The organism is Pseudomonas sp. Tun-23181 (assembly GCF_057415455.1).
In genome coordinates, this window is sequence record NZ_CM171630.1 from 4639554 (window position 1) to 4660954 (window position 21401).

The window sequence follows — 21401 nt, forward strand, 5'->3', positions numbered from 1 at the left end:
TCTGCAATCGAGCGCCGTATCCGTGGGAGCGGCCTTGTGTCGTGATGAAGGCGCGCAGGTCAGCTCACAGGCTCAGGCGCATGGACAGGTCCACCGCCTTCACATCCTTGGTCATCGCGCCAATGGAGATGTAGTCCACCCCCGTCTCGGCAATCACCCGCAGGGTGCTCTCGTTCACACCGCCACTGGCCTCCAGCTTGGCCTTGCCAGCGGTGATGCGCACGGCTTCGCGCATTTCGTCGAGGGTCAGCTCGTCGAGCATGACGATATCGGCCCCGCCCGCCAGTGCCTGGCGCAGCTCGTCCAGGCTCTCGACTTCGATCTCCACCGGCTTGCCCGGGGCGATGCGGTGCGCCGCAGTGATCGCCTCGGCGATGCCGCCGCTGGCGGCAATATGGTTTTCCTTGATCAGGAAGGCGTCGTACAGCCCGATGCGGTGATTGTGGCAGCCGCCGCAAGTGACCGCGTACTTCTGCGCCAGGCGCAGGCCGGGCAGGGTCTTGCGGGTGTCGAGCAGGCGCACCTGGGTGCCTTCCACCAGGTCGGCGAGCAGGCGAGCGCGGGTCGCCACACCCGAGAGCATCTGCAGGAAGTTCAGCGCCGTGCGCTCGCCGCTGAGCAGCGAGCGAGCCGGGCCTTCGAGGTGGAACAGCGCCTGGTTGGCGCTGGCCCGCTCGCCATCGGCCACCTGCCAGTGCACTGCCACCCGAGGGTCGAGCTGGCGGAACACCGCATCGACCCAGGCGGTACCGGCGATCATGCAGTCCTCGCGGGTGATGATGGTCGCCTTGGCCAGGCGCTCGGCCGGGATCAGCTGGGCGGTGATGTCGCCGCTGCCGATGTCTTCCAGCAGTGCGCGGCGCACGTTGGCTTCGATTTCGGCGGTCAGGTCGGCGAGGCGTAGGTTCGGCATGGTCGGCTCCACAAGCTAGGTGCCGGCGATTATAGGGCAGGGGGGGCTGCTGTACAGCAGCCTGGGCCGTGACCTTTGGTCAGGATGAATGAGCGTTTGCCGGAATTCATGGTCAGTGTGGGGCGTGCGAACTGCGCGCTGGAAGCTGTCGGATTTTTTTCTGATAATGGCGCCTTGTATTTGGCGTCATGGCTTTGACGGTTACCTGTCCCATTGAACAGAATCATCCAGCAAGGAGTCCGGGATGCATGAAGACGGCAAGGTGGTGCCCTTGGCGGCCGCCATCGACCGGGCGGCGCATACGCCCTTGCCTTGCCTTCCGGTGCTGCTCCTGCAGGTGCGCGACCAGGCGGCGTTGCAACTGCGCCGGGGGCTGCAGGTGCTGTTCGACAACGCCGACGACACCCTCTTCGAAATGGCCGACAAGGCCGGCGAGCGCTTCGAGCAGAACCTGTACTTCGAAGCCATGCGCGACGTAAGGCTCAAGCGCAAGAGCATCGAGCGGGGTTTTCTCGACAGTTTCTACGACACCTTCTCGCGCCTTGGCCAGGCGGATGCCCGGCAGTGCCTGACGGCGGCCGACGCGTCGCAGGGCAGGGTACAATTGGAGCGCGCCGCGGTCGTCGAAGCGATGGTCGCCCGGGTGCTGTCCCGTGAGGGGGTTGCGCTCGAGCAGTTGGGGCTGCGTTTCCAGGCACTGCTCGGCCAGGCGTTGGAGGCGCGCTGCAACCCCCTGGGGCCGGACAGCCTGTGCGGCTATTTCCTGGCGGCCGGGCGAAACCTGGGAGTAGGCCCGCGGGTCAAGCTGATCTTGCTCAGGCTGTTCGAGCGCTATGTCCTGCGCGATGTCGACCTGCTCTACGAACAGGCCAACCAACTGCTTGCCGCCGCCGACGTGCTGCCTGCACTCAAGCCGCCACCGCGCCGCCGTGCCGATGACCACCGCCCGGCGCCCCGCCGTGGGCTGGCTAGCCTACCCAGCGCTGAAGAGGTGGAATTGGACAACGCGGGCCAGGCCTTTTTCGATTCGCTGCAGGACCTGCTGGCGCCCACCCGCGGGCGTGTCGCCCCGCGCCTGCAGCGCGTTGCCACGGCGCAACCGATCAGCACCGCCGACCTGCTACGCCTGCTCTCGCACCTGCAGCACTACGTGCCGGCGACTACCGAGGACGATGACTTCGACCTCGGCCAGCAGTTGGAGCAGTTGCTCCTGCGTGTCAGCGTGCGCAGCGGTACCCGTCGCTGCATCGCCACTGCGGACGAAGATACGATCAACCTGGTGGGCCTGCTGTTCGACTTCATCCAGGCCGACGCCAACCTGCCGCCGAGCGTGCGCGCCCTGCTCGCGCGGCTGCATATCCCCCTGCTCAAGGTGGCCCTGCTCGACAAAGGGCTGTTCAGCCGTGCCAGCCATCCGGCCCGGCGGCTGCTCAACGAGATCGCGATGCTCGCGATCGGCGGGGAGGACAATGGCGAAGGCCTGCGCGACAGCCTGCACCTGCGCGTGGAGCGTATCGTCCAGCGCCTGCTCAACGACTTTGTCGACGATCTGGCGTTGTTCGCCGAGCTGCTCGAGGACTTCCTCGCCTTCAGCCATGAGGAACGGCGCCGCAACGAGTTGCTCGAACAACGTACCCGCGATGCCGAGGAGGGCCGTGCCCGCACGCTGCTGGCGCGCCAGCAGGTGCAGCAGGCGCTCAACCAGCGCCTGCACGGCAAGTACTTGCCGCAGGTGGTGGTGCAGATGCTGGTGCAGGGCTGGAGCCAGGTCCTGTTGCTGGCCTGGCTCAAGCAGGGCGAGGCGTCCGCGGCCTGGCGCGCAGGGCTGGCGACCATGGATGCGTTGCTGGCGAGCATTGCCCCGCACCGGGAGGCCCAGGCGCGCGAGCGGCTGTTGCAGCAGGTGCCCGGCCTGCTCAAGGCGTTGCGTGATGGGTTGGCCGGTGTGGTGCTGGACTCGGCGGCGACCCGCGAATTCTTCCTGCAACTGGAGCAGTTGCACCTACGGGCCCTGGCCGGGCCAGACGTGTCGCCAGCGGGGGAGGGGCTGTCTGTGCCGCAGGTGCTGGTGGCCGAGGAAATCGTCCTGGCCATCGCCGAAGAGTCGGCTTGCGGCCCCTTGTTGCAGCCGGACGAGCAAGGGCCCGAGTGGCGGCAGGTGCAGCGCCTGCGCATCGGTACCTGGGTCGAGGTGCTCGACGAGCAGCCGCCGCTACGTTGCAAACTGGTGGCGCGGATCGATAGCAGCGAGCGTTTCGTCTTCGCCAACCGTACCGGCATGAAGGTGCGCGAGTGGAATCGTGCTGGCCTGGCCTTGGCCCTACGCCGGGGGGAGGTACGGGTGCTGGACGATGGGCTGTTGTTCGAGCGTGCCCTGGAGGCGGTGCTCGACAGGCTGCGTTGCCAGCAGGCGTTGTGAGAGGGGCCGCTGCGCGCCCCATCGCCGGCAAGCCCACACAGGGGCCCTGCAAACCGCATCGGGGCCCCTGTGGGAGCGGGCTTGCCCGCGAATGGGCTGCAAAGCGGCCCCCGAACGATCATTTACATGCAACCACGCCAGCCTCCGGGCATACTGGCAGCCCATCCCTGGCGACTTTCAGGATCTGCTCCATGCAATTGGACCGTGCGACAGGCTGGTTTTCCGGCGTCACCCACTGCCCTTCGCCAAACTTCAACGCCCGCCCCGAAGGCGAAGCCATTTCCCTGCTGGTCATCCACAACATCAGCCTGCCGCCGGCCTGCTTCGGCACCGGCAAGGTCCAGCAGTTCTTCCAGAACCGCCTCGATCCGGCCGAGCATCCCTATTTCGAAGGCATCCGCCACCTGACGGTGTCGGCGCACCTGTTCGTCGAACGTGACGGCGCGGTGACCCAGTTCGTGTCGCTGCTGGACCGGGCCTGGCATGCGGGCGTTTCATGCTTCGACGGGCGAGAAGGGTGCAACGACTTTTCCATCGGCATCGAGCTGGAAGGCACCGACGAGCTGCCCTATACCGATGCCCAGTACGCCGCCCTGGAGCAGTTGACCCGGGAGATCCGCCGTGCCTGGCCGGTCATCGGCCTGGGCCGCATCTGCGGCCATAGCGATATCGCCCCGCAGCGCAAGACCGATCCGGGCCCGGCTTTCGACTGGCGCCGCTACCGTGCAGCGCTGCAAGACAACGAGGACAAGGCATGAGTTTTCTGGTGTTGGTGCTGATTCTCTGGGTCGAGAAGTTCTCCGCCCTGCGTCAGCGTTTGCAGCGCGATGGTTTCTTTCTCGGCGAACTGGTGCGCCTGGAGCGCAGCGGCAAGGTGCACCCCTGGTGGACCCTGGCCATCCTGGTCCTGGCACCGGTGGCGCTCCTGGTGTTGCTGCTGCATGTCCTGGAACCGGTGGCCTATGGCCTGCTGGCGTTGCCGGTGCACCTGCTGGTGCTGATCTACAGCCTCGGCCGTGGTGACGCCAAGGCGGCCCTTGGGCCGTTCCGCGATGCCTGGCGACGCGGCGACGAACAGGCCGCGCTGCATGTGGCCGAGCGTGACCTGGGCCTGGGCGCCGACGATCCCCAGTGCTTGATGACGCGGGTCCAGGGCTACCTGCTGTGGCAGGCGTACCAGAGCTTCTTCGCCGTGATCTTCTGGTATTTCCTGCTGGGGCCCGGTGCGGCCCTGGCCTATCGCCTGCTGGCCCTCACGGCCGGCAACAGCCGCCAGCCGGCGCTCAAGGAGCGGGCCGAGCAACTGCGCCATGCCATGGACTGGCTGCCGGTGCGGGTATTGGCGCTGAGTTTCGCCCTGGTCGGCAACTTCGTCGCGGTGATGCGCCTGATGCTGCACGAACTGCTCAATTGGCACATCAGCGCCGGCCACCTGGTGGCCCGGGTAGGGCGGGTGGCGGACGACATCCCCGACGAGGAAGACAGCCAGCGTGGCCTGGGGCGGCTCGACAGCCTCTGGGAACTGCTGCTGCGTTGCGCGGTGCTGTGGTACGCCTGCTTTGCGTTGTGGACGGTGCTGGTCTGAGCGGCGTGCCAGGCCGCTTAACCTTAAGTTACAAACCTTGGGTTCGATCTGCGTTATACAAGGTGGCAGGCCCTTGATGGCTTAGTGCTACCCCGTATAACAACAAGAATCCAAGGAGGTGACCCGTGAAGCATCTGCTCCATCCGGCCATCGCACTGATGAACCGGCTGAGCTTCGGCCTGAAGTTCAGCCTGATCAGCGCCCTGTTCTTCCTGCCCATGCTGGTCACCAGCTTCTACCTGGTCCGCGACGCCTACGACCAGTTCCATGTCACCCGCACAGAACTTCAGGGGCTCGCGCCCCTAGCCAGCGTCCTGACCCTGCGTGGTGACCTGGAGGCCCTGGGCAACCTCTTGCAGATCAATGCGGTGCTCGGCCAGTCGGGCCAGGCCGGCGATGTGGAGGGGCGCATAGCCGCACTCCAGGACAAAGTCGCCGCCGAGCTACAGGACTTGTCGGTGAGCGACCCGCAGCTCGAGGCCAGGCGCGGGGAGCTGGAGGCGCTCTTCGCCCGTGCGCGCAACGAGTCCTCCCTGCAGAACAAGGCGGCCTGGTTCGACAAGCTATTGGTCCAGGCCCAGGTCCTGGCCAAGCAGGTGGCCAGCCAGTCTGGCCTGAGCCAGGACAGCCAGGCCTCGGTGCGCCAGTTGAGCGAGCTGCTCGGTAGCGCCACCGCCCAGGTCACCCAGACCCTGGGCGAGGGCCGGGCGATAGGGGCCATGGCCTTGGGCCGTGGCTTCATCGACTCCTCCGGCAGTGCCCGCTTCGAAGACCTGCTGCAACGCCTGGAGCGCCTTGCGGCCGATTACGCCGTGCGCCTGGAGGATGCCCTGGCCAGCGACGAGCGGGTCAGGGCCGAGCTGGCCGGGCAGGCACAAGCCAGCCAGGCCTCGGTGAAGCAGGCCGCCACGATGTTCGAGGATCAGGTGGTGGTCGCCGAGACCCTGGATGCGCCCTGGCTGGGCTTCTACCAGCAGGCCAGCGAGCTGATGGGCCAGACCTACCGCCTCAATGACGCCATCCTTGCCCACTTGCAGGTGCAACTGCAGGACCGCCTGGGCGAGCATCGCCTGCGCATGGGCGCCCTGGTCGCCGCGTTGGCCACGGTGCTGGCCCTGATCACCTACCTCTATGGCGGCTTCTACGTGTCCATCCGCCAAACCCTCGGCCGCCTGGGCACGGCCATGGACAAGCTCGCCGCCGGCGACATGACCGTGAGCCTCCAGGCCAACAGCCGCGACGAGTTGGGTGAGCTGGGCCAGGGGTTCAACGAGACCGTGCGGCGTATCCGCGAGCTGATCGGCCAGGTCGGTCGGACCGTGTCGCTGGTCGAGGAGCAGGCTGGCCAGGTGCTGGTGGTCTCCGAGCGCAGCAACCAGGCGGTCAGCGGCCAGCGCGAGCAGATCGAACAGGTCGCCACGGCGATGAACCAGATGAGCGCCACGGCCCTGGAAGTCGCCCGCAGCGCGGCACTGGCCGCCGAAGGCGCGCAACAGGTCAATCGCGAGAGCGCCACAGGCCGTGGGCTGGTGGCCAGCCAGCAGGACAGCATCGCCCGCCTGGCCGGGGAGATCGACCAGACGGTGGTCGCGGTCAATCAACTGGCCAGCGACAGCCAGGCCATCGGGCGGGTGCTGGAGGTGATCCGCAGCATCGCCGAGCAGACCAACCTGCTGGCGCTCAACGCTGCCATCGAGGCGGCCCGGGCGGGCGAGCAGGGCAGGGGCTTTGCGGTGGTCGCCGACGAGGTACGCACCCTGGCCCGGCGCACCCAGGACTCCACCGAGGAGATCGCCCAGATGATCCAGCGCCTGCAGGCAGGTGTCGGCGCGGCGGTCGAGGCGATGGGCAGCAGCCACCAGATGGCGGCGGGCACGGTCGATGAAGCGCGTCAGGTGCAGCAGGCGTTGGGCAACATCCTCGGTGCGGTGGGCGGTATCGTCGAGCAGAACCAGCAGATCGCCGCGGCTGTCGAGCAGCAGACCGCGGTGGCCCACGATATCGACCGGAACATCGTGGCGATCAACCGCGCCGCCCAGGACACCACCGCCGGTGCTTGCCAGACCGAAGAAGCCAGCCGTGCATTGTCGGAGCAGGTGTTGGAGCTCAAGCGCCTGATCGGGGCGTTTCGCGTCTAGTTGTCTTGTCTGTACCGGCCCAATCACCGGCTTGTCGGCGATTGGGCTGCAAAGCAGCCCAGGATTACAGAGTCCCGCTTAACTGAAAGACCAACCAAACAGCTCACAGGCATTGCGGCTGCTGGCTTCAGCCAGCCGTTCGGCTTCGATGCCGATCACGTCGGCCAGCGCCCCGGCAATCTCCGGCAGGTGCTCCGGGCTGTTGCGCATGCCGGGAAACATCGCCGGCGCCATGTCTGGTGCATCGGTCTCCAGCACGATGCTCTCGAGCGGCAACCGGGGCAGCGTCCTGCGCAGGCGCAGGGCCTGGGGCCAGGTGGCGGCCCCGCCAAGCCCGAGCCTGAAGCCCAGCTTGATGTACTCGCGGGCCTCCTCGTAGCTGCCGGCGAAGGCATGGATGATGCCGGCGCGTGCAGGCTTGTAGCGCTTGAGGGTGGCGATCACCTGGGCGTGGCTGCGGCGTACGTGCAGCAGGGCCGGCAGCTCGAAGTCGCAGGCCAGTTGTAGTTGGGCCTCGAACAGCGCCTGCTGGCGCGCCGTGTCCAGCTCTGGCAGGTAGTAGTCCAGGCCGAACTCGCCCACCGCGCACAGGCGCGGGTCGCCGCGCAGGCGTTCGAGCCAGTCGCGCAACTGCGCCAGGTGTTCGGGGCGATGCTGCTCCAGGTACACCGGGTGTAAGCCGAGTGCCGCATGCAGGTTACCGTGCGCGCAGGCCAGGTCCCACACCCGCTGCCAGTTGGCCTGGTACACCCCCAGCACCACCAGGCGCTCTACCCCGCGTGCCGCCGCGTTGGCCAGCAGGCGCTCGCGGTCGGCGTCGAAGTCGGGGAAGTCCAGGTGGGTGTGGGTGTCGATCAGGCGCATGCTCAGCCTGCCGTGATGCGTTGCTTGAAGGTGCGGGCCACGGCATGCACGCCCGGCTCGTAGCGTTTGTGCTCGATCGCCGCCAGGGCCAGCTCCAGGGCGGTGGCGGCGATCAGGCCGTGTTGCTGGGCCATGGCGTTGACCGGCAGTGGCAGGAAATCGAGCAACTGGTTGTCGCCGAAGGTACCCAACTGTAATTGGCGCGAATCGACCGGGCGTGTCTGCAGCGTGTCGAACACCCCTTGCAGCAGCACATAGGAGGTGGTCACCAGAGCATCCGGCAGACCGCCCAGCTCTTCGATCAGTTGCTGCATCAGGCGCTGCCCGCACTCACGGCTGAAAGCCTCGCCCTGGTAGCGCCGCACGTCGCCGTCGAACGCCTGCAAGGCCTCGTCGAAGCCGCCGGCACGGGCCTGGCTGACCGACAGTTCCGGGCGCGCGCCGATCAGCGCGATGCTGCGTGGGCGGGTGGCCAGCAGGCTCTGGGCCAACTGACGGCTGGCATCGCGGTCGTCGCTGATCACCGAGCAAAAGTGCGCCGGGTCCAGGCGACGGTCGATGGCGATCACCGGCAGACCCTTGTCCTGCAGTTCGCGGTAGCTGTCGTCCTCTGGCGGCAAGCAGCTGGCGACGAACAGCGCATCGCAGCGGCGGGCGCGGAACAACTGCTGCAACTGGTGCTCGCTGTCAGGCTGGTCGTCGCTGCTGGCGATCAGCAACTGGTAGCCACGGGCGCGGGCACCCTGTTCCAGTTGCTTGGCGATACGGGCGTAGCTGGGGTTCTCCAGATCCGGGAGAATGAAGCCCAGGGTACGGGTGTGCCGGCTGCGCAGGCCGGCGGCCTGGGGGTTGGGCGTGAAGCCATGGGCCTCGACCACCGCGCGCACGCGCTCGACGGTGCTGTTGCTGATGCGCTGCTGTTCGGCCTTGCCATTGATGACGTAGCTGGCGGTGGTCACGGACACACCGGCCAGACGGGCGATATCGCTGAGTTTCACCGAATTTTCCTTGTTATTACCAGGGCTGGCTGCGAAGCCTGGCTGGGTAGTTTCCCCGAAGGCCAGGCCCGGGCGCAGACGACCATTGTCGCAATTGTCCGACAGAATGGGGCTTTTTCGTCAGGAGATTATCGAGTAACGTGGCCACCTGGTCAGGTTAAACGTTTCAGCAGGCGTATTCACTGCCGTCGTCAGCGCCTGCCATCGTGGGGTTGCCCGCGATGATCGTTTGCGTGGATTGCACAACAATACCTCAGTCCCCGAATGGGGCTGCAAAAGGAGAAGGTCATGCTGGAGCTCGCCAAGGAGCAGATAGCCATGGGCCAGGTAGCTGCCGACAAGGCCGAGGCATTGCGCCTGCTGGCCGAGCGGCTGGTTGCCGATGGCCTGGTCGCCGAAGGTTACCTGGAAGGGCTATGCGCCCGCGAGGCCCAAGGCTCCACGTTTCTTGGCCAGGGCATCGCCATCCCCCATGGAACGCCACAGACCCGTGACCAGGTGTTCGCCACCGGCGTGCGCCTGTTGCAGTTTCCCGAGGGGGTCGATTGGGGCGACGGCCAGATCGTCTACCTGGCCATCGGCATCGCTGCCCGCTCCGACGAGCACCTGCGCCTGCTGCAACTGCTGACCCGTGCCCTGGGTGAAACCGACCTGGCCGAGGCCTTGCGCCGGGCGAGCTCCGCCGAGGCGCTACTCAAGCTGTTGCAGGGCGCGCCCCAGGAGCTGGCGTTGGATGCGCAACTGGTGGGCCTGAACCTGCCCGCCGAGGACTTCGACGAGCTGGCCTGGCGCGGCTCGCGCCTGCTGCAACGCGCCGGCTGCGTCGATGCGGGCTTTGCCAGCCAGTTGCAACAGGCCGAACCCTTGCCGCTGGGCGAGGGTTTGTGGTGGTTGCACAGCGAGCGGCAGGTGCGTCGGCCGGGCCTGTCGTTCGTCACCCCGCAGCAACCGTTGCGCTACCGCGACCAGCCGCTCAACGGCCTGTTCTGCCTGGCCAGCCTCGGTGCCGCCCACCAGGCCCTGCTCGAACGCTTGTGCGAAGTCCTGATCGAAGGCCGTGGGCAGATGCTCTACCAGGCCACCAGCAGCCGTGCCGTGCTCGAAGTGCTAGGGGGCGAGGCGCCGGCCGACTGGCCGAGCGTGCGGATCGTGCTGGCCAACCCCCACGGCCTGCATGCCCGACCGGCCAAGGTGCTGGCGCAGCTGGCCAAGGGCTTCGACGGCGAGATCCGTGTGCGCCTGCTGGATAGTGCGCAGCCGGCGGTGTCGGTCAAGAGCCTGAGCAAGCTGCTTGGCCTCGGCGCTCGGCGTGGCCAGGTGCTGGAGCTGATCGCCGAGCCGAGCGTCGCCGAGGATGCCTTGCCGGTGTTGCAGGCGGCCATCGAAGAGGGGCTGGGCGAGGCGGTGGACCCCCTGCCGGAGGTCGCCCAGCCGGTCGCCGCCCCGGTCGAGGTGTTGCAGGTGCCGCCGGCTGGCAGCCAGGTCCTGGGTGTCGGCGCTGCGCCGGGCATCGCCAGTGGCCCGGCCCATGTACATGTCGAGCGAGAGATCGACTACCCCCTGCGTGGCGAATCCACGCCCCAGGAACGCCTGAAGCTGCGTCGTGCCCTGGAGGCGGTGAACGCGCAATTACAGGCCCTGGTGCAACGCAGCGACAAAGCGATCGGCGAAATCTTCGTTACCCACCAGGAAATGCTCGCCGACCCGGCCCTGGGCGACGAGGTCGAGCTGCGCCTGGCCCAGGGCGAGAGCGCCGCGGCGGCCTGGATGGCGGTGATCGAGGCGGCGGCGCGTCAGCAGGAGGCATTGCACGATGCCTTGCTCGCCGAGCGCGCTGCCGACCTGCGCGACATTGGCCGCCGGGTCCTGGCGCAACTGTGCGGTGTGCAGGACGTGCCCGAGCCCGAACAACCCTATGTGCTGGTGATGGCCGAGGTTGGCCCGTCCGATGTGGCCCGCCTCGACCCGGCGCGGGTGGCCGGTATCGTGACCGCCCATGGCGGTGCCACCGCCCACAGCGCCATCGTCGCCCGTGCCCTGGGTATTCCGGCGGTGGTCGGCGCGGGGGAGGCGATCCTGCTGCTCGAGCCTGGCACGCCGTTGCTGCTCGATGGGCAGCGCGGTCGGCTCGTCGTCGCGCCGGCGGCGGATGAGTTGCAACGAGCCCTGGCCGAGCGCGATCTGCGCGAGCAGCGCCTGCAGGCCGCCTGGGCCAATCGCCACGAACCGGCGGTGACCCGCGACGGCCATGCTGTCGAGGTGTTCGCCAACATCGGTGAAAGCCGTGGCATCGACCGGGTGGTGGAGCAGGGCGCCGAAGGCATTGGCCTGCTGCGTACCGAACTGATTTTCATGGCCCATCCCCAGGCGCCGGACGTGGCCACCCAGGAGGCCGAATACCGCCGCGTGCTCGACGGCTTGGACGGGCGTCCGTTGGTGGTGCGCACCCTCGACGTGGGCGGCGACAAGCCCTTGCCCTACTGGCCGATCGCCCCGGAGGAAAACCCCTTCCTCGGCGTGCGTGGTGTGCGCCTGACCTTGCAGCGCCCACAGGTGATGGAGGATCAGTTGCGGGCCTTGCTGCGGGCAGCGGGTGAGCGGCCCTTGCGCATCATGTTCCCGATGGTCGGGCAGGTTCACGAATGGCGTGAGGCCAAGGCCATGGTCGAGCGCTTGCGCCAGGAACTGCCGGTCGCCGACCTGCAACTGGGCATCATGGTCGAAGTGCCCTCGGCTGCCTTGCTGGCGCCGCAGTTGGCGCGCGAGGTGGATTTCTTCAGCATCGGCACCAACGACCTGACCCAGTACACCCTGGCCATCGACCGCGGCCATCCGAGCCTTTCGGCCCAGGCCGATGGCTTGCACCCGGCGGTGCTGCGGCTGATCGACATGACCGTGCGCGCCGCCCATGCCGAGGGCAAGTGGGTCGGTGTCTGCGGCGAACTGGCCGCCGACCCGCAGGCGGTCGCCGTGCTGCTCGGGCTGGACGTGGACGAGCTCAGCGTCGCCGCTCGCAGCGTCGCCGAAGTCAAGGCACTGGTGCGCCAGGCCGATCACCAGACGGCCCGCGCCCTGGCGCACGAGGCTTTGCAACAAGACAGCGCCGCGGCGGTCCGGGCGCTGGTGGAGCGTTATTGAAATGGCCAAGATCCTCACCCTGACCCTCAACCCGGCGCTGGACATCACCGTCAGCCTGGATGCCCTGCGCCCAGGGCACGTCAACCGTAGCCAGGCCCAGCACAGCCATGCCGCCGGCAAGGGCCTGAACGTCGCCCAGGTACTGGCCGACCTGGGGCACAGCGTCACCGTCGGCGGCTTCCTCGGGCGTGACAACCTGCAGCCGTTCGATGCACTGATCGCCCGGCGCGGTTTTACCGACTGCTTCGTCCGCGTAGCGGGCGAGACCCGCAGCAACATCAAGCTGGTGGAGGCCGATGGCCGGGTCACCGATATCAATGGCCAGGGGCCGGACGTCGGCGAGGTCGCCCGGACTGCGTTGTTGCGCCGCCTGGAGAAGATCGCGCCGGGGCATGACGCGGTGGTGGTGGCCGGCAGCCTGCCTCGCGGCATCGATCCGCAGTGGTTCGGCCAGTTGCTGCTGCAATTGCAGGCCCAGGGCCTGAAGGTCGCCCTGGACAGCAGCGGCGAGGCCTTGCGTGTTGGCCTGCGGACGGCGCCGTGGCTGGTCAAGCCGAACACCGAGGAGCTGGGCGAGGTGCTTGGTGTTGCCGTGCACAGCCCGGCCGAGCAGCGTGCCGCCGCCGAGCGCCTGCTGGCGACCGGCGTGCAGCATGTGGTGGTGTCCCAGGGCGAGCAGGGCGTGAGCTGGTTCGCCAAGGGCCTGGCCTTGCATGGGCGACCGCCGCAGGTGCAGGTGGCGAGTACCGTGGGTGCCGGTGACTCGCTGGTGGCTGGCATGGTCCATGGCCTACTGCTGGGCGAGGCGCCTGCGCAGACCCTGCGCCGCGCCACTGCCATCGCTGCCCAGGCGGTGACCCAGGTCGGCTTCGGCCTCTGTGATCGCGAGCAACTGGCCCACCTGGAGGCCGCCGTGCAACTGACAGAACGACAAGAGGGTTGCCGATGAACATCGCCATCGTCACCGCCTGCCCCAACGGCCAGGTGTCCAGCGTGCTGAGCGCACGCCTGCTGGCGGCCGCCGCGCAGCGACGGGGCTGGAGCACCAGCGTCGAGGTGCAGGCCGACGAACAGCCCGAACGCCGCCTGACGAGCGCGCAGATCGCCGAGGCCGACTGGGTGCTGGTGGTCAGCACCGGCCCGGTGGACCTGGCTCGTTTCGTCGGCAAGCGCCTGTACCAGAGCACCCCGGCCCAGGCCCTGGCCGACCGGGAAGGTTTTCTCGACGAGGCCGCCGCCAAGGCCCAGGTGCAGGAAGCCGTGGGCGCCGTCGAAGCGCCGCTGCCCAGCGCGCAGCCGAGGATCGTCGCGGTCACCGCCTGCCCGACGGGCGTGGCCCACACTTTCATGGCCGCCGAGGCCCTGCAACAGGCGGCCCAAGAGCTGGGCTACCTGCTCACCGTGGAAACCCAGGGTTCGGTCGGGGCGCGCAATCCGCTGCCGGCCGAGGCCATCGCGGCCGCCGACGTGGTGCTGCTGGCCGCCGACATCGAGGTGCCCACCGCGCGTTTCGCCGGCAAGCGCATCTACCGCTGCGGCACCGGCGTCGCGCTCAAGCAGGCGCGCGGCATCCTCGACAAGGCGTTGGCCGAAGGCAAGGTGGAGAACGCCGGTGACGCCACCGGCGAGGCGCCCAAGGCGTCTGAAAAGAGCGGTGTCTACAAGCACCTGCTCACCGGCGTGTCGTTCATGTTGCCGATGGTGGTGGCGGGTGGCCTGCTGATCGCCCTGTCGTTCGTCTTCGGCATCGAGGCCTACAAGGAGCCCGGTACCTTGCCAGCGGCGCTGATGCAGATCGGCGGCGAGGCCGCGTTCAAGCTGATGGTGCCGTTGCTGGCCGGTTATATCGCCTGGTCCATCGCCGACAGACCGGGGCTGGCGCCTGGCATGATCGGTGGCCTGTTGGCCAGCACCCTGGGCGCAGGGTTCATCGGTGGCATCATCGCCGGCTTTCTCGCCGGCTACAGCGCCAAGGCCATCAGCCGCTGGGCGCGCCTGCCGAGCAGCCTCGATGCGCTCAAGCCGATCCTGATCATTCCGCTGCTGGCCAGCCTGTTCACCGGCCTGGTGATGATCTATGTGGTCGGCCAGCCGGTGGCGGCGATGCTCGAGGGGTTGACGCAGTTTCTCGACAGCATGGGCACCACCAACGCCATTCTCCTGGGGCTGCTGCTCGGCGGGATGATGTGCGTCGACCTGGGCGGGCCGATCAACAAGGCGGCCTATGCCTTCTCGGTGGGGCTGCTGGCTTCGTCCAGCTATGCGCCGATGGCGGCCACCATGGCCGCTGGCATGGTGCCGCCGATCGGCCTGGGCATCGCCAGCTTCCTGGCCCGGCGCAAGTTCGCCCTGGGCGAGCGCGAGGCGGGCAAGGCGGCGTTGGTGCTGGGTTTGTGCTTCATTTCCGAAGGGGCGATCCCCTTCGCCGCCAAGGACCCGTTGCGGGTGATCCCGGCGAGCATCGCCGGTGGCGCGCTGACCGGGGCGCTGTCGATGTACTTCGGCTGCAAGCTGATGGCGCCCCATGGCGGGCTGTTCGTGCTGCTGATCCCCAATGCGATCAACCATGCGCTGCTGTACCTGCTGGCGATCCTGGCGGGCAGCTTGTTGACGGCGGTGGTGTATGCGCTGATCAAGAAGGGCGAGCGGGTGGAGTTGGCGGTGGCGTCCTAGCGGGGGGATGAGCCGCAAGCTGCAAGTTGCAAGAGGCGCTGGGGCTGGCTTCTTATGGTTTGCGGCTTGTGGCTTGCAACTGGGATCGCAATGGCGTCAGCAACTCGCCCAATCCGTTGTGATCGATTTCGTACATCAAGGCCAGCAAGCTGCCCAACTCACCGGATGGGAAGCCCTTGCGGGCGAACCAGGCCAGGTAGTCGCCTGGCAGGTCGGCGATCAGGCGGCCCTGGTACTTGCCGAAGGGCATGGTGCGGGTGAGCAGTCGTTGCAGGGATTCGGGCTTCATGGGCGGGCCTGGCGGGTGAAAGGCTCCGACCATACTGCAATCTGCACGAAGCCCCAAGCGGCGATCATGCAGAACGCCTCGTTCGGTCTTTCCTTGCCTTTGGCTATCTGATTGATTTTGGATGGTTTTTTCATGGGGTTTGGCTTGGCACGAAGGCTGCTCCAACCTTGGTGACTATCACCTGCCAAGGAGTTTGTGCCATGAGCAATCCGAACAAAGACGTGATCGACGTGCTCAACGACCTGATCGAATACAGCAAGGACGGCGAGAAGGGGTTCAAGGAGTCGGCCGATGATGTCAAGAATGCCGAGCTGAAGGCCTTTTTCGTCCAGCGGGCCGGGGAGTGCGCCAATGCCGCCGCCGAGCTGCAGGGCGAGGTGCGTCGCCTGGGTGGCGATCCGGAAACCTCCACCAGCCTCAGCGGCGACCTGCACCGGGGTTGGGTCAACTTCAAGTCGATGCTGACCGGCAAGAGCGAGGAGGCGGTGCTCAACGAGGTCGAGCGTGGCGAGGACTTCGCCCTGAAGGCCTACAAGGACGCCCGTGAGAAGCTGGTCAAGCTCGGCCGTACCGCCAGCGACGAGACCTATGCCCTGGTGGAGAGGCAGTTGCAGGGCGTGCAACGCAACCATGACCAGGTCAAGGCTCTGCGTGATGCTGCGCGTGCACGCTCCTAAGGCCAGTCCAGCGGTGAATCGATGGGGCTGCTACGCAGCCTTTGCCAGGCCCAACGGTGTACGAAAGGCCTAGGTCTACTCCAGTGGGCCCTCCACCCGGTTGCGGCCATTGGCCTTGGCCCGGTAGAGGGCTTCGTCCGCCGTGCCCAGCAGGCCTGCCAGGTCTTGCTGGGTACCGGGGGTATAGAGGCCGATGCCGATGCTGACGGTCACTGGCCGGGCATCACTGTCGAAGGACGGCATTTGCTGGACGCTGGCGCGGATGCGTTCGGCCAGCAGGCGGGCGCCGGACAGTTCGGTTTCCGGTAGCACCACTTGGAATTCCTCGCCGCCGTAGCGTGCCGCCAGGTCCGCGGGACGGCGGATGCAGCGCTCTATGGTTCGGGCCACCTCGCGCAAGGCATGGTCGCCGCCGGCGTGGCCATGGCGCTGGTTGTACGCCTTGAAATGATCCACATCCACCATGAGGATCGCCAGCGGCTGGCGATTGCGCTGGGCGCGTGCCCATTCCTGGCGCAGCACCTGGTCCAGTTGCCGGCGGTTGGCCAGGCCCGTGAGGCTGTCGGTGGCGGCCAGGGCCGCGAGGCCTTGCTCGGCGTCGTGGCGGCGGCGCAATTCGCGGGCCAGCAGCAGGGTCAGCCAGAGGATGCCGATGCACAGGATGCCGGTCGCCACGCTGACCAGGGCTGCCGTGCGCCGCCACGACTGGAAGACCTCGTCGGTGGAATGCGCCACCAGGACGATGAGCGGCAGGTCGCCCACCCGGGCGAAGGTGTACATGCGCTGGGCGCCGGAAGCCCCGGAAGGGGCCGTGAAGCTGCCGCTGTGTTCGCTGAGGATGCGCTGGAAGTTCGCACGTGCGCTGAAATCGCTGCCGATCAGCGGGGCCTGCGGGCGGCTGGGTTGGCGCGCCAATAGCTGGCCATCGGTATTGAGCAGGTTGATGCTGCTGTCGGTGCCGATGTCCAGGCGCTCGAACAACTGGCTGAAATAGGACAACCGCAGCACCCCCATGGCCAACCCGGCGAATTCGCCATCGGTCCTGGAGATACGCCGGCTGAAGCTGATGCACCAGTCGAGGTTGCCCCAGCGGGCCTGGAAGGGCGGGCTGATGAACAGGCCCAGGCCTGGGTTGTCGCGATGGGCCTGGAAGGCTACGGAGTCGGCGAGGCTGGCCTGGCGTGGCACCACGTTGAGCGAATCACCGCGCACCTCGCCCTTGGCGTCGAGCCAGAGGATGTTCCCGCGCACCGGCGCGGCGAAGGTCTGGTTGAACAGGATCTGTTGGCGTAGCTGCGAGCGTACCTGCAGCAGGTCGGGGTGCTGTACCGCCCAGATCAGCCTGCGCAGGGACTGGTCGTAGAGTTCGACGTTGCGCAGGATATCGCTCTCGATGAGTTGGACGATGTTGCTCGAGGAGCGCTTGGCCGATTGCTCGACGCTGTCCCGCTCGCGGGCCAGCAGATAGCTGACGATGGCGACGATGGCGAGCACGGCCAGGCAGCTGCCCAGGTTGAGGATCAGCTCGGGCTGCGATCTGGACAGGGAGGAACGCGGTGATCGAGTAGGCAACGTCATGCTCGCTACTGCATAAGCCCCTCTGTCCGTGAGGGTAGGGCTATTACGCGGCGGCCTCATTCTAGGCAAGCGGCAATGGCCGGACAAGAGCTAGCGCGGCTGTCCGACGGAATGAGCGGGTTGACGTGGTGTGGGGCTGCGAAACAGCCCCAAAAGCCGCTGAGCGTCAGCCGGTCAGAACACGTTCAGTGGGTAGTCGACGATCACCCGGTACTCGTCCATGTCACGGTCCACCGAGGAATAGCCCTGGCTGCCACGGTGGCTGGCATAGCGCAGTAGCACCGAAAGGTCCTTGAGGCTGCCTTCCTGGAACACGTACTGCACGTCCAGGTCACGTTCCCAATGCATGGCGTTCTTGCCGTCGGGATTGTAGTAGTCGTAATGGCGGTTGCCCGGGGCGGGCTTGGTCAGGTCCAACTCACCGCGCGAATACGACAGCGACGAACTCAGGCCCGGGATACCCAGGCCGGCGAAGTCATAGTCGTACTGCAGCTTCCACGAACGCTCGTTGGGGCCGTTGAAGTCCGAGTACATGCGCGAGTTGTCCAGGTACACGCTATCGCCCAGGTTGATGTAGTCGAACGGCGTGTCGCCATTGACCCGCTGGTAGGCGGCGGTGACGCTGTGGTACCCGGCATTGACGGTGAAGTGCACGCTGTAGGTGTTGTTGTCGATGTCGCCGAGCAGCGCCTGGCCGGTGTCCTGGGTGTGGTAGAAGTGCAGGCCCGGATTGAAGCTGACCAGGTCGTTGACCACGTAGGTGTAGTCGAAGTCGAAGTAGTACTGGTTCCAGATGTCCTTCAGCTCGGCGGCATACAGGTTGCTGGTGATGCTCTCGCTGCCGCTCCAGGACGCACCGGCCCAGGTCAGGTGCTGGCTCTTGGTGCCATCGTCGAGCGTGCCGTAGTAGGTGTCGATACGGCGGTGGCCGCTCTGGTTGTACGGCTTGGTGAAGCTGACCTGGCCACCTTCGAGCAGCAGGCCGTCGATGCTGGTGTTGGTCAGGCTCACGCCACGGAAGGTCTGCGGCAGCATGCGCGTCTCGCCACCGGCGATCACCGGGTTGGTGAGGAACAGGTCACCGGCCTTGAGTTCGGTGTCGAAGGCCTTGAACTTGACGGCGGCGCCGGCGGTGGAGAACGAGTGCGGCGCGGCGCCCAGCTCACCGTCGTCCTCGATGTGCTCCGGCAGGAGGCTGGTGCCGGCATGCCCGCCGCCACCATCGAGCTTCAGGCCGAGCATGGCGTGGGCATCGAGGCCAAAGCCGATCACGCCCGGGGTATAGCCGGACTCGAAGCGGGCGACGAAGCCCTGCCCCCATTCACGGTTGTCGTTGTGGCCGCGGTCCAGCTGGTTGCGGTGGAAGTAGGCGTTGCGAAAATGCAGGTTCAGGGACGCGCCTTCGATGAAGCCCTCAGCCTTGTCTTCATCGGCCTGTGCGGCAAGCGGCATCGTTGCGGCCAATGCAACGAACAACGGGGTGAAACGAAACGCGGAAGACACCGGTACGAGCTCCTTTGGTCTGGCGGTGGGGCAGTTTTTATTGTCGGGTTTACAACTTTCTTATGAAGTACGTAACAGCCTGGCTGAGAGTTTCGAGCACATAAAAAAAGCCGCTGATCGGCAGCGGCTTTGAAAGGCTAACATATCGACACGGGCAATGCCCATGGAGTAGCCAAGGGAAAAAGGAGAGCGTTCGAAGTGCCGATCAGCTATCGGCATTATCGTCGGTAACGGCCTTGGATGCGGTCTGTTGTGCGTCTTTCACGCTGTCGGCCTTCTGCGCGGCATAGGCTTCGCGGGCTTGTTGGTGAACAGCGGAAAGTGCGGCGTTACGGGCAACGAAGGCCGGCGATTCTTCGGCCATGGCCAGGGGCGACAACAACAGGGAAGACAGGACGAAAACGCTGGCAACACCCATACTGTTGGACATTTGGAACAACCTTCTTGCGGGGCAAGTGCTAATTGAGACAGGCGTAAGTTAGCCCCGTCGACGCCCTGGAAACAGAGCGAAGTTGGATAAGCACCGTTGCGTAAAAGGTAATGATCGAGTGGCCAACGTTCAGGCTTTTGTCGCAAACCCGCGCAGTTGAGCGCTCGGCAGGCGGATACCGAAGGTGTTGGCCCCCCCTTTGCTGTGCACGAAGACCTCGCCACCATGCATCAGGGCGATGGCCTTGACGATCGCCAGGCCCAGGCCATGGTTGCCGCCGCCACTGTTGCTGCGGGCGGCATCGACCCGGTAGAAGCGCTCGAACAGCAGCGGCAGGTGTTCCTCGGCGATGGCTGGGCCCGGGTTGCTCACGGCGATGCTGACCTGCTCGTTGCCGGCCTCGATGCGTACATCGATCACCTGGTGGGGCGCAGTGTGCTGCACGGCGTTGTTCAGCAGGTTGATCAGCGCCCGGCGCAGGTGGGCCTTCTCGATCGGTGCCTGGGCATCGCCGCTGACTGTGACGCTGACGTGGGCGTCTTCGAGGATGTAGTCCAGGTAATCGAGGGTCGTGGCCACTTCCTCGGCCAGCGAGGCCTGGGTCAGGGCGGTGACCTTGCTGCCCTGGTCGGCGCTGGCCAGGAACAGCATGTCGTTGATGATGCTGCGCAGGCGTTCGAGCTCCTCGAGGTTCGATTGCAGCACCTCGAAATAATGCTCGGCGCTGCGCCCGCGGGTCAGGGCTACCTGGGTCTGGCCGATCAGGTTGGTCAGCGGCGAGCGCAGCTCATGGGCGACGTCGGCGTTGAACGCCTCCAGCCGCGAGTACGCCAGGCTGACCCGGTCCAGCGCGGCGTTGAAGGCGTCGGCGAACTGCGCCAGCTCCGGGGCCAGGTCCTGGGTCCGCAGGCGTCCGTCCAGGTGCGGCGGGGCCAGCGCCTGGGCCTCGGTCGACAGGGCCTGCAGTGGCTTGAGGCCGATGCGCGCGACCCAGTAGCTGAGCAGCGAGGCCAGCAGCACGCCGAGCGCGGCGAGGCCGACGATGGCCACCAGCAGGCTGTGCTGGGCCTGCCAGAAGGTCTCGGTGTCGATACCGATGAGAAAGCGCAGCGGCGGGCGTTCGCCAAGGGCTGGCAGTTCGCTGACCAGCACCTTGTATGGATACGGATGCTCGGCCAGGCGCAAATCGCGCATGCCCTGCGGGCCTGCGGCGAAGCGACGGATCGCCTCGTCCGGTTGGCCGTACTCGTAGGCCGGGTCGCCGCTGACCACCCAGAAGCGGATACGCCGGTCTTCCTCGCCGAGCAGGTTGAGCTTGTTATGGATCTTGGCCCAGTGTTCCGGTGTGCCGTAGCGGTTGAGGGTGGACTCCAGCACGCTGAAGCGCGCGTCCAGTTCGGCTGCCGGCAGCAGGTCGAGGCTGCGGTCGACTTGGCGGTACAGGGCGCTGCCGATCAGCACGAACACCCCCAGGGCGACCAGGGTGAACAGCGCCGACAGGCGCAGGGCGATGGAGTTACCCCGCACGGTTTTCCAGGACATAGCCCATGCCTCGGATGGTGTGCAGCAGCTTGTTGTCGAAGGGCCCGTCGAGCTTGGCGCGCAGGCGCTTGATGGCCACCTCGACGACATTGGCGTCACTGTCGAAGTTGATGTCCCAGACCAGCTCGGCGATGGCGGTCTTGGACAGGATCTGGCCCTGCCGGCGAGCCAGCACGCTGAGCAGGGAGAACTCCTTGGCGGTCAGCTCCAGGCGCTGGCCGGCGCGGCTGGCCTTGCGGCTGAGCAGGTCGATCCACAGGTCGCCGACCTGGATCTGCAGCGGCTCGTGGCTGGTGCTGCGACGGGTCAGGGCCTGCAGCCGGGCGACCAGTTCGAGGAAGGAGAACGGCTTGCCCAAATAGTCGTCGGCGCCTTCGCGCAGGCCATGGATACGGTCCTCGACCCGCTCGCGGGCGGTGAGCATGATCACCGGCGTCTGCTTGCGCGCACGCAGGGCACGCAGCACCCCGTAGCCATCCAGCCCGGGGAGCATGACATCGAGCACGATCACCGCGTAGTCGCCTTCCAGGGCCAGGTGCAGGCCGTCGATGCCGTCACGGGCCAGGTCGACGGTGAAGCCCTGTTCGCTCAGGCCGCGATGCAGGTAGTCGGCGGTTTTCTCTTCGTCTTCGATGATCAGCACACGCATGGTCT

General features: G+C 66.7%; 18 protein-coding genes. 8 read left to right on the forward strand and 10 right to left on the reverse strand.

What is annotated here, in order from left to right; all coding sequences use genetic code 11:
• Nucleotides 1–64: 64 nt before the first annotated feature.
• A complete protein-coding gene (gene nadC / locus ACDI39_RS21940; protein ID WP_225788554.1) occupies nucleotides 65–913 on the reverse strand; it encodes a carboxylating nicotinate-nucleotide diphosphorylase in 849 nt (282 codons plus the stop codon).
• Between the two features lie 244 nt (nucleotides 914–1157).
• Here nadC and ACDI39_RS21945 point away from each other — a divergent pair, with 244 nt between their 5' ends.
• The 4 genes from ACDI39_RS21945 to ACDI39_RS21960 all read left to right on the forward strand — a co-directional run bounded on the left by ACDI39_RS21945 (nucleotide 1158) and on the right by ACDI39_RS21960 (nucleotide 7055).
• Nucleotides 1158–3332, forward strand: a complete 2175-nt coding sequence (locus ACDI39_RS21945; protein WP_253090565.1) for a DUF1631 domain-containing protein — start codon at nucleotides 1158–1160, stop codon at nucleotides 3330–3332.
• A gap of 191 nt (nucleotides 3333–3523) precedes the next feature.
• Nucleotides 3524–4090, forward strand: coding sequence for a 1,6-anhydro-N-acetylmuramyl-L-alanine amidase AmpD (ampD, locus tag ACDI39_RS21950; protein ID WP_225788556.1), 567 nt, complete (start codon nucleotides 3524–3526; stop codon nucleotides 4088–4090).
• Nucleotides 4087–4917 (forward strand): regulatory signaling modulator protein AmpE, encoded by an 831-nt coding sequence (gene ampE / locus ACDI39_RS21955; RefSeq protein WP_225788557.1) that lies wholly within the window; start codon nucleotides 4087–4089, stop codon nucleotides 4915–4917. The genes ampD and ampE overlap by 4 nt, the downstream gene beginning before the upstream one ends.
• A 1433-nt stretch (nucleotides 4918–6350) precedes the next feature.
• A complete protein-coding gene (locus ACDI39_RS21960; protein ID WP_410896967.1) occupies nucleotides 6351–7055 on the forward strand; it encodes a methyl-accepting chemotaxis protein in 705 nt (234 codons plus the stop codon).
• A gap of 78 nt (nucleotides 7056–7133) precedes the next feature.
• Here ACDI39_RS21960 and ACDI39_RS21965 read toward each other — a convergent pair whose 3' ends face one another.
• The gene (locus tag ACDI39_RS21965) at nucleotides 7134–7919 is read right to left on the reverse strand and encodes a TatD family hydrolase (RefSeq protein ID WP_225788559.1); all 786 of its coding nucleotides are present in this window, start codon (nucleotides 7917–7919) and stop codon (nucleotides 7134–7136) included.
• Nucleotides 7920–7921: 2 nt separating this feature from the next.
• A complete protein-coding gene (gene cra / locus ACDI39_RS21970; RefSeq protein WP_225788560.1) occupies nucleotides 7922–8917 on the reverse strand; it encodes a catabolite repressor/activator in 996 nt (331 codons plus the stop codon).
• 288 nt (nucleotides 8918–9205) lie between these two features.
• On the opposite strand from cra, the gene ptsP reads away from it, so the two are divergent.
• The 3 genes from ptsP to ACDI39_RS21985 are packed head-to-tail and all read left to right on the forward strand — an operon-like array spanning nucleotide 9206 to nucleotide 14728.
• Nucleotides 9206–12055, forward strand: coding sequence for a phosphoenolpyruvate--protein phosphotransferase (gene ptsP, locus ACDI39_RS21975; RefSeq protein ID WP_225788561.1), 2850 nt, complete (start codon nucleotides 9206–9208; stop codon nucleotides 12053–12055).
• 1 nt (nucleotide 12056) lies between these two features.
• Entirely contained in the window at nucleotides 12057–13004 is a 948-nt protein-coding gene (gene pfkB / locus ACDI39_RS21980; RefSeq protein WP_225788562.1) for a 1-phosphofructokinase, read from the forward strand.
• Entirely contained in the window at nucleotides 13001–14728 is a 1728-nt protein-coding gene (locus ACDI39_RS21985) for a PTS fructose-like transporter subunit IIB (RefSeq protein ID WP_225788563.1), read from the forward strand. Before pfkB ends, ACDI39_RS21985 begins: the two co-directional genes overlap by 4 nt.
• Before the next feature lie 52 nt (nucleotides 14729–14780).
• On the opposite strand, the gene ACDI39_RS21990 is transcribed toward ACDI39_RS21985, so the two are convergent.
• Complete coding sequence (locus tag ACDI39_RS21990) at nucleotides 14781–15017, reverse strand: DUF3820 family protein (protein ID WP_225788564.1); 237 nt, start codon at nucleotides 15015–15017, stop codon at nucleotides 14781–14783.
• A complete protein-coding gene (locus ACDI39_RS21995; protein WP_225788565.1) occupies nucleotides 15014–15151 on the reverse strand; it encodes a hypothetical protein in 138 nt (45 codons plus the stop codon). The genes ACDI39_RS21990 and ACDI39_RS21995 overlap by 4 nt, the downstream gene beginning before the upstream one ends.
• A 66-nt stretch (nucleotides 15152–15217) precedes the next feature.
• Between ACDI39_RS21995 and ACDI39_RS22000 the strand changes: the two genes are divergently transcribed.
• The gene (locus ACDI39_RS22000) at nucleotides 15218–15694 is read left to right on the forward strand and encodes a ferritin-like domain-containing protein (protein WP_225788566.1); all 477 of its coding nucleotides are present in this window, start codon (nucleotides 15218–15220) and stop codon (nucleotides 15692–15694) included.
• 75 nt (nucleotides 15695–15769) lie between these two features.
• Here ACDI39_RS22000 and ACDI39_RS22005 read toward each other — a convergent pair whose 3' ends face one another.
• The 5 genes from ACDI39_RS22005 to ACDI39_RS22025 all read right to left on the reverse strand — a co-directional run bounded on the left by ACDI39_RS22005 (nucleotide 15770) and on the right by ACDI39_RS22025 (nucleotide 21396).
• Nucleotides 15770–17266 (reverse strand): GGDEF domain-containing protein, encoded by a 1497-nt coding sequence (locus ACDI39_RS22005; RefSeq protein WP_253090646.1) that lies wholly within the window; start codon nucleotides 17264–17266, stop codon nucleotides 15770–15772.
• Between the two features lie 180 nt (nucleotides 17267–17446).
• Nucleotides 17447–18775 (reverse strand): OprD family porin, encoded by a 1329-nt coding sequence (locus ACDI39_RS22010; protein WP_225788567.1) that lies wholly within the window; start codon nucleotides 18773–18775, stop codon nucleotides 17447–17449.
• 205 nt (nucleotides 18776–18980) lie between these two features.
• Nucleotides 18981–19205: a hypothetical protein gene (locus ACDI39_RS22015; RefSeq protein WP_225788568.1), complete on the reverse strand. Its 225-nt coding sequence runs from the start codon at nucleotides 19203–19205 to the stop codon at nucleotides 18981–18983.
• Between the two features lie 129 nt (nucleotides 19206–19334).
• Nucleotides 19335–20747 carry a heavy metal sensor histidine kinase gene (locus tag ACDI39_RS22020; RefSeq protein WP_225788569.1) on the reverse strand — a complete coding sequence of 471 codons (1413 nt, stop codon included), beginning with the start codon at nucleotides 20745–20747 and terminating at the stop codon, nucleotides 19335–19337.
• Entirely contained in the window at nucleotides 20722–21396 is a 675-nt protein-coding gene (locus ACDI39_RS22025) for a heavy metal response regulator transcription factor (RefSeq protein WP_225788570.1), read from the reverse strand. Before ACDI39_RS22025 ends, ACDI39_RS22020 begins: the two co-directional genes overlap by 26 nt.
• Nucleotides 21397–21401: the final 5 nt, after the last annotated feature.

What these genes read in the sequence shown, in the direction of transcription:
- ptsP (WP_225788561.1), top strand. Translation starts at nt 9,206, where the DNA reads ATGCTGGAGCTCGCCAAGGAGCAGATAGCCATGGGCCAGGTAGCTGCC.
- ACDI39_RS21985 (WP_225788563.1), top strand. Translation starts at nt 13,001, where the DNA reads ATGAACATCGCCATCGTCACCGCCTGCCCCAACGGCCAGGTGTCCAGC.
- pfkB (WP_225788562.1), top strand. Translation starts at nt 12,057, where the DNA reads ATGGCCAAGATCCTCACCCTGACCCTCAACCCGGCGCTGGACATCACC.
- ACDI39_RS21965 (WP_225788559.1), bottom strand. Translation starts at nt 7,919, where the DNA reads ATGCGCCTGATCGACACCCACACCCACCTGGACTTCCCCGACTTCGAC.
- ampE (WP_225788557.1), top strand. Translation starts at nt 4,087, where the DNA reads ATGAGTTTTCTGGTGTTGGTGCTGATTCTCTGGGTCGAGAAGTTCTCC.
- ACDI39_RS22025 (WP_225788570.1), bottom strand. Translation starts at nt 21,396, where the DNA reads ATGCGTGTGCTGATCATCGAAGACGAAGAGAAAACCGCCGACTACCTG.
- ACDI39_RS21995 (WP_225788565.1), bottom strand. Translation starts at nt 15,151, where the DNA reads ATGAAAAAACCATCCAAAATCAATCAGATAGCCAAAGGCAAGGAAAGA.
- ACDI39_RS21960 (WP_410896967.1), top strand. Translation starts at nt 6,351, where the DNA reads ATGAGCGCCACGGCCCTGGAAGTCGCCCGCAGCGCGGCACTGGCCGCC.
- ACDI39_RS22015 (WP_225788568.1), bottom strand. Translation starts at nt 19,205, where the DNA reads ATGTCCAACAGTATGGGTGTTGCCAGCGTTTTCGTCCTGTCTTCCCTG.
- ampD (WP_225788556.1), top strand. Translation starts at nt 3,524, where the DNA reads ATGCAATTGGACCGTGCGACAGGCTGGTTTTCCGGCGTCACCCACTGC.
- ACDI39_RS21945 (WP_253090565.1), top strand. Translation starts at nt 1,158, where the DNA reads ATGCATGAAGACGGCAAGGTGGTGCCCTTGGCGGCCGCCATCGACCGG.
- ACDI39_RS22000 (WP_225788566.1), top strand. Translation starts at nt 15,218, where the DNA reads ATGAGCAATCCGAACAAAGACGTGATCGACGTGCTCAACGACCTGATC.
- nadC (WP_225788554.1), bottom strand. Translation starts at nt 913, where the DNA reads ATGCCGAACCTACGCCTCGCCGACCTGACCGCCGAAATCGAAGCCAAC.
- ACDI39_RS22020 (WP_225788569.1), bottom strand. Translation starts at nt 20,747, where the DNA reads ATGTCCTGGAAAACCGTGCGGGGTAACTCCATCGCCCTGCGCCTGTCG.
- ACDI39_RS21990 (WP_225788564.1), bottom strand. Translation starts at nt 15,017, where the DNA reads ATGAAGCCCGAATCCCTGCAACGACTGCTCACCCGCACCATGCCCTTC.